Here is a 6,434-nt window from a genome sequence, read left to right on the forward strand (position 1 = left end):
CCTGGACGGCGTGGCGGACGAACGCCGACCCCGTGAAGTCCGGCGGTGCGGGGTAGGTGATGCGGCCGGGGTTCTCCTGGGCGTACGCGAGGAGGTCCTCGAAGCTCCGCGGCGGGTCGGGGGTGCGTTCCTCGTCGTAGGCGTACACGAAGGCGGCGCGGCTCCACGGTGACTCCTGACCGTCGACCGGCACGCCGAAGTCCTCGGCGATGATCGGGTCGTCCCAGTCCACGTAGCGGGCGTTCGGCAGGTCACGCGCCCAGTCCTCGAGCCACAGACCGGCCTCCTTGCCCTGGGCGAAGTTCTCGCCGTTGATCCAGATGAGGTCGACGCTGCCACCCTCGTCCCTGCCGGCACGCTTCTCGGCAACCACCCGCTGCACGGCGTCGGCGGTGTCGTCGACGGGCACACGCTGAAGCGTGACACGCAGCTCCTGGGCGGCCGGCACGACGTGCTCGTCGATGTAGCGGTTGACCCGCTCGTCGCCGCCGAAGAGCCACCACCGCACGGTCTGTCCTTCCGCCTCTTTCAGGGTGCGTTCCCAGTCGCGACCAGTCGTCGCGGTGGGCGTGGGGGCGGCGGCGGGCGCCGTCGGCGTCGGTTCCCCTCCCCCGCAGGCGGTGAGCAGAACGGCGGCGAGGACCACCGGGATGCAACGTCCAGCCGCGACCAGTCGGAGCGACGTTCCGTTCATCGCGTGCTTGCCCCTCTGTCTTCGGTCGCCTCTGTGTCGGTCGCGTCTGCGTTGGCCGCCTCTGTCTGGCCCGCATCGGGGAGCTCGGGCGGGCCTGCGCCGCGCCGGCGGAGGAGACGGTTGATGAACGGGCCGCCGATCACCAGGACGATGAGCAGGCTCACGGCGGCGATGAACTCCGGGGCGGTGGGGTCGTCGAACGAACCCCCCAGCGCGGCGTAGGCGAACGCCCCGGGGACGATGCCGACCACGGTCGCCGAGACGTAATCACGCGTCCGCAACCCTGTGACACCTGCCAGGTAGTTCAGCGCGTTGAAGGGCACAACGGGGAAGAGCCGCAGGTAGAGGACCGCGAGGAACCCCCGCCGCTCCAGCCACCGGTCCAGGGATCCGAGGCGCTTGCCCGCCATCCGTTCCACCTGCTCGCGGCCGAGGCGTCGGCCGGCCGCGAAGGCGGCGGCGGCGCCGAGCGACGCCCCGACCACTGCGAGGGCCGTCCCCGCCGCCGTCCCGAACAGCACACCCCCCGCGATGGTCAGAACCGCGCCGGGGACCAGCAGCACTGTGAGACCGGCGTAGACCAGGACGTACACCAGCGGCGCGGCCACCCCTGCCGACTCCACGAACCGCTGCACCCCCGCGCGGCTGGGCCCGCCGATCAGCAACACCGCCGTGCCGCCGCCCGTGAGCAGCACGACCAGCACCGCGAAGCGGAAACGGGGCGACGACACGAGATCCACCAACCGCGCGGCGGGACGGCGGTCGACTGCGGCGCGCTCCTCCTCTGCCACGCCGCCCCCTCCGGCCATCGGTCGTGCGGACAGAGAAGCGAAGATAGGCGATGGCGCGGTAGGTGCACCGCGCAGCTAGATGCGCCGCACATCTACTCCGACGGATCTGGCCTGCGTATCGTCGGCAACGTAGGTTGTCTACTGGCGAGCAGATGCTCCAGGTACTCGAAGAGAACCAACCGGAGGAGGGGCGCACCCCATGACGGATGCGGCGACGCACAGGCCCGACCTCGCCGTCGACGAGCGCGGTATGTCACGCCTCTCGATCGGCCTCTGGATCGCGCTGGCGGGGGCGGTGCTGCAGTTCACGGCGCTCGGCTCGGACTTCTACAGCTGGGAGGACAACATCAAGGATGCCTGGTTCGGCGTGCCGCACGTGTCGGCGCTGCTGCTGGCGTCGGCGCTCACCTCGGTCTCGCTCACGGGCCTTTCGGCCGCGAACCGCCAGCCGGTGCGGGGGCGCTGGGTCGGCGGCGCGATCGCGGCGGTCGGGCTGATCGCTCTGCTCCACACCGGCTACCGCATGCTGGTGCCGCCCTTCAAAGGCTGCCTCACCTACAACTGCGGGTTCTCACCCAACGTCGACGCGACCATCCTGCCCGGCATGTGGATCGGGTTCGTCGGCACGATCGGGGCCGTCGTGGGCGGCATCATCCACGCGGCGAGCGCCACCGCCGCGCGGACGCCGCCCCGCCCCTGGATCGCCGACCGGCAGATCGGCATGACCCCGTGGCTGGGACTGGCCGCGCTCGGTGCGGTCGGGCAGTTCGTGTTCGGCTACACGATCTTCAACTTCTACACCGCGAACTTCTCCGGCGACGGCGGCAGCCGCTCGTGGAGCGGATGGCTCGCCACGCCGCACACCGGCAGCCTCGTGCTCCTGATGAGCGTCGCGGTGCTGTTCCTCGTGGTATCCGCCGCCCGTGGCCGGGCGCCCGTCAGCCCCAGTGCGGCCGGGGCGCTCATCGGCCTCTTCGGGTTCATCGCCATCTCCCGGATCGCCTACCGCATCATCGCCCCGCCGTTCCACAGCTCCGCGGTCGCGGGCACGTTCGAGGAGAGCGCGGACATCCACATCTGGGCGTGGTTGTCGCTGGCCTCCGCCGTGGTGGTGATCGTGGCCGGCATCGCCCATGCCATGACGACCAGGGAGCCGACGACGACCAGCCGGACGACAACGAGCCGCGCCGCCACGGAGCAGGCATAAGGTCCATTCGTGACCGCAGCGGCGACGACCAGCACGACACCGAATCTCTAGGCGACGACCCGAACGGTCGCGCCCCACTCGAAGCGGGCCAGCAGCCGGTCGCGTCCCCCGAAGCTGCGTCGACGCAGCACCGGGGGAGGTAAGTCGCCACCGCAGCGAGCGGCAGACGATGACGTCGCAGAAGGCCGCGGGTCCGTGACCTGACCAACGACGACCGCCGCGCGCAGCGAGCTGCACCGACGTCGACAACCCGGCTCTGGAGCGATACATCTCACCCGCCGGCGCACCTCGAGTGCCCCGTGTGGAGGAGGAACGGGTGTCGAGCGACCGGGCCGTCGAGTTACGCGAACACGGCGCGATCAGGGTCGACCGTGCGCAGCGGACGGTCACGTACCGGGTCCGTCACTGGGACAACCTGCTGTCGGGTCTCGTGGGTCTCGCGCTGGCGGCGGCCGGCGCGGTCCTCCTGACCGCCGAGGACCGGAGGACGATCGTCGGCGGCTTCCTCGCCCTGATGGGAGTGGGTCTGGTGCACGCGACGGTCACCGGGTTGGGACGGTGGGTACGCATCGATCCCTCCGGGATCTCGGAGGGACGCGGTGGCCGCACGACCCGCTCGCTGCCGTGGGCGCAGATCGAGGCGCTGTCCGCACCGTCCCTGCAGAGCCAGGCGCCCGCGTGGATCCGCCGTCGCGCGGACCCGGAGGCGTCACGGCCGACGTACCTGCTCCGCGTCTCCATGCGAGATCAGGACGAGCCGGTCGACGTCCTGGCCGCGGACGCTGTCGGGTGGTTCGTCCCCCAACACCTCGTGAACGCCGCGAGGGAGCTCCGCCTGGTCCCCGCGCAGGTCACCGTGGACGAGGACACGCTCGGCGACGGCGCCGCCGCCGCCCCCGCGTCGCTGCGTCTACCGGGCTCGCCCGGGTGGGCATGGAACGGCGTCCAGGTGCGCGAGGGGGAGGTCCTGCTCACCCATCCGCGCCGGTTGACGATGCGGCAGGCGGTGCACACGGCCGTCGTCGCCGTCGTGATCATCGCGGTGGTGCTCACCCCTATCGCGGCGGGGTCCCTCGACGTGGGCGTCCGGGCGGCGATCGCCGCCGTCGCGACACTGCCCGCCGCGGTTGCGTTCGCCGCCGCGGTCGGCGTCGGGGGTCGCTGGCGCCGGTGGGTGCGTTTGACCTCCGCCGGTGTCTCGTGGGGTCGGGGGTGCGACGGCGAGGAACTCGGCTGGGACCGGATCACCGGCCTGCGTATCTACCGGTCGGGGGATCCCGACAGTCGGAGCTGGACGCTCGCGGCCGCGACCACCGACGGTCTGGAGGTGGACCTCGTCACCCTTCGCACCGCCGACCCGCTCCGTCGTGCGGTCGACGAGGCGGGGGCGCTGCTGCCCGGGGACCTCGAGACCCCGTCGCGGTAACCCGCACCGCGACGTGCTGCCCCGGCGCGTGCGGTTGGGTGGCAAGATGCGTCGTGGAGAGGCGGTTGCTGGCCTACTGCTTCAGTGCTCCGAGCTGGCTCCTGAGTGCCAACACTCGTCGCATCGACTCGTCCAGCCGCTCTTCCGAGAGCCTCCCGCTGTCGACTGCGTCCACGATGCCGCGGATGGTTCCTCTTGCATCCGGCGGCATGAGCAGAACGTCGCAGCCGGCTTCGAGCGCTCGGAGCGCGATCTCGACGTCCCCGGCCACACCACGGACACCCCGCATCCACAGCGAGTCGGTGAGGATGACACCGTCGAAGGCGAGTTGGTCTCTCAACAGACCCGCTACCACGTCACGGTCGATGGTTGCGGGGTCATCGCCGTCCAAGGCCGGTGCCACGATGTGGGCCGTCATGATGGCGTCTACGTCCGCGGCTATGGCAGCCACGAACGGCGGAAGATGCATGAGGTTCCACTCGTCCTCGGTGACGTCGATAACCGGTAACTCCGAGTGGCTGTCGACGGTCGCTGCTCCGTGACCGGGGAAGTGCTTCGCTGTGGCAGCGACACCGGCGTCGTGGTAGCCGCGGATCTGTGCGGCCACAATCTCCGAGACGACCTCGGGAGAGTTGCCGAAGGAGCGATTACCGATCGCAGGGTTGTCGGTGACCGTGTTGACATCGGCTACCGGAGCGAGGTTGAGGTTGATCCCGAGATCCAGCAGCTCTTCACCGGTTGTCTTCGCGATGCCGCGCGCGAGACCAACATCTCCTGTTGCGCCAGCTCCTACCACCGAGCAGCGTCGATGCGGGTGGTGGCAGCCGACGAACAGCTTGCTCTTGGTCGGTGGCGATCAAGAGGCCGGCGGCTGACGCACGCTGCAGAGCCGTCGAGAGAGTGCGGATCTGCTCGAGGAGACCGGCGACGCCTTCATCCTCGAGGTCGATCTGCCCCCCGTGAACAGGAAGGACGTCGACATCCAAGTCGAAGGCCGCCGACTCATCGTCAACTCCGACGCAAAGAACGCGAACGAACCGGCATCCTGCGCCGCCGCACCCGCACGGTAGGCACCTACCGGCACGAGGTCCTACTGCCAACCGACATCGACGAAGACGCCGTCGACGCCCGGCTGTCCGACGGTGTGCTCACCGTCCGGCTACCCAAGACCGAAGCCGCGCAACGCCGACGCATCCCCGTCAACTGACACGCCGAGTTGACACGAGGAGGTGGTCGACATGCCCGCACCAATCCGAACGCTCCCCCACGCGTACAGCCCCGGCCTGTAGTCCGTGATGTTGCATCGGACGCGCGGTTCCGCACTCGCCGATCGGGCGGGTCTCCACGTCCGGTTGTCCCGTTGGCTACTCGCGCGCTGCTGCTGACGACGATCGGGCGTCTTGGACGGTGAGGACGACCACCCTGTCCTGGGCCTCGATGTATTCGTAGACGAGCACCATCCATCGCCAGGGGCCGAGCAGAAGCCGGGTCCCTTGCCAGCGGCCGGTCAGTTCGGGGCCGAGGCGTGGGAACTCGGTCAGGGGCCTGAGGCTGCGACGGACCCGGCCGCGCGTGTCCGCAGGCAAGCTGAGCACAGCGATGAGTCGATCGAGATCCTCGACGGCCGCCCGGCTGATTCGACTCGCGCCACCGGCTACAGGTCGTCGAGATCGACCGCGTCACCTTCGGCTGCCTGGCGGCGACCGAGCAGCGCGCGTTCCCACGCCCCGTCGATGCCGTCAAGCACAGCGACGACCGTGTCAGGATCTGGGTCGGCGTCGTCGATCGCTGAGGAGAGCAACGATCGTGCCAGTGTGCCCTCGTTGACGTGGACCCGTGACGCCAGGCGTGCCAGCTTGCTGGCGTGTTCGTCGTCGAGGGTGATATTCAACCGCTGCGATGCCATGCCCTCAAGGATACACGTCATGACACGGATCGTGTAGTGAGCACGCCAGGGCCCGCGCAACTCGAACGCCGACGAATTGAACACGCGCGAGGTGCGATCGAAACGCCGATGCGGGAGTATGCTCGTCGGCCCTCTGGCGCGACTGCCGCAGTCCGCCGCGGCCGCCGCTGCGCGAAGTACCGCAGTCGGTTGCCCTGGGCGTGGGAGATTGTTTCGGCTGTCCGCGGCCTGCCGACCGTGCGGATCGCCGGCACCCGAACAGTGCCGACGCTCATCGCTCCGAACGGCTTAGTGGCCGATCTCGATGATGTCTGCGTGGGGGAACCAGGCCCGGTAGCCGCTGGCGACGCGGCTGCCGATCAGAGCCGCATCCACTGCGATAACAGCGACGTCCGGTGGAACATACGTGC

6 protein-coding genes are annotated in these 6,434 nt (G+C 69.7%); 2 read left to right on the top strand and 4 right to left on the bottom strand.

Annotated elements, in window-relative coordinates:
* Together M3N57_07890 and M3N57_07895 are read right to left on the bottom strand one after the other, a co-directional pair.
* Positions 1 to 646, bottom strand: a 646-nt coding sequence (locus M3N57_07890) for an ABC transporter substrate-binding protein (protein MDP9022604.1), incomplete at its 3' end; no start/stop codon positions are given.
* Between the two features lie 44 nt (positions 647 to 690).
* Positions 691 to 1,485 (bottom strand): TVP38/TMEM64 family protein, encoded by a 795-nt coding sequence (locus M3N57_07895; GenBank protein MDP9022605.1) that lies wholly within the window; start codon positions 1,483 to 1,485, stop codon positions 691 to 693.
* Positions 1,486 to 1,735: 250 nt separating this feature from the next.
* Here M3N57_07895 and M3N57_07900 point away from each other — a divergent pair, with 250 nt between their 5' ends.
* Together M3N57_07900 and M3N57_07905 are read left to right on the top strand one after the other, a co-directional pair.
* Positions 1,736 to 2,692, top strand: a complete 957-nt coding sequence (locus tag M3N57_07900) for a hypothetical protein (GenBank protein MDP9022606.1) — start codon at positions 1,736 to 1,738, stop codon at positions 2,690 to 2,692.
* A 316-nt stretch (positions 2,693 to 3,008) separates the two neighbouring features.
* The gene (locus M3N57_07905) at positions 3,009 to 4,118 is read left to right on the top strand and encodes a hypothetical protein (GenBank protein ID MDP9022607.1); all 1,110 of its coding nucleotides are present in this window, start codon (positions 3,009 to 3,011) and stop codon (positions 4,116 to 4,118) included.
* Positions 4,119 to 4,191: 73 nt separating this feature from the next.
* On the opposite strand, the gene M3N57_07910 is transcribed toward M3N57_07905, so the two are convergent.
* Both M3N57_07910 and M3N57_07915 read right to left on the bottom strand, forming a co-directional pair.
* Positions 4,192 to 4,914, bottom strand: a complete 723-nt coding sequence (locus tag M3N57_07910) for a hypothetical protein (protein ID MDP9022608.1) — start codon at positions 4,912 to 4,914, stop codon at positions 4,192 to 4,194.
* Between the two features lie 858 nt (positions 4,915 to 5,772).
* Positions 5,773 to 6,045, bottom strand: coding sequence for a hypothetical protein (locus tag M3N57_07915; GenBank protein ID MDP9022609.1), 273 nt, complete (start codon positions 6,043 to 6,045; stop codon positions 5,773 to 5,775).
* Between the last annotated feature and the right edge of the window lie 389 nt (positions 6,046 to 6,434).

Source organism: Actinomycetota bacterium, assembly GCA_030776725.1.
Classification (GTDB): domain Bacteria; phylum Actinomycetota; class Nitriliruptoria; order Nitriliruptorales; family JAHWKO01; genus JAHWKW01.

Coding starts and splice junctions, on each gene's coding strand:
- M3N57_07900 (MDP9022606.1), top strand. CDS start 1,736: ATGTCACGCCTCTCGATCGGCCTCTGGATCGCGCTGGCGGGGGCGGTG.
- M3N57_07915 (MDP9022609.1), bottom strand. CDS start 6,045: ATGACGTGTATCCTTGAGGGCATGGCATCGCAGCGGTTGAATATCACC.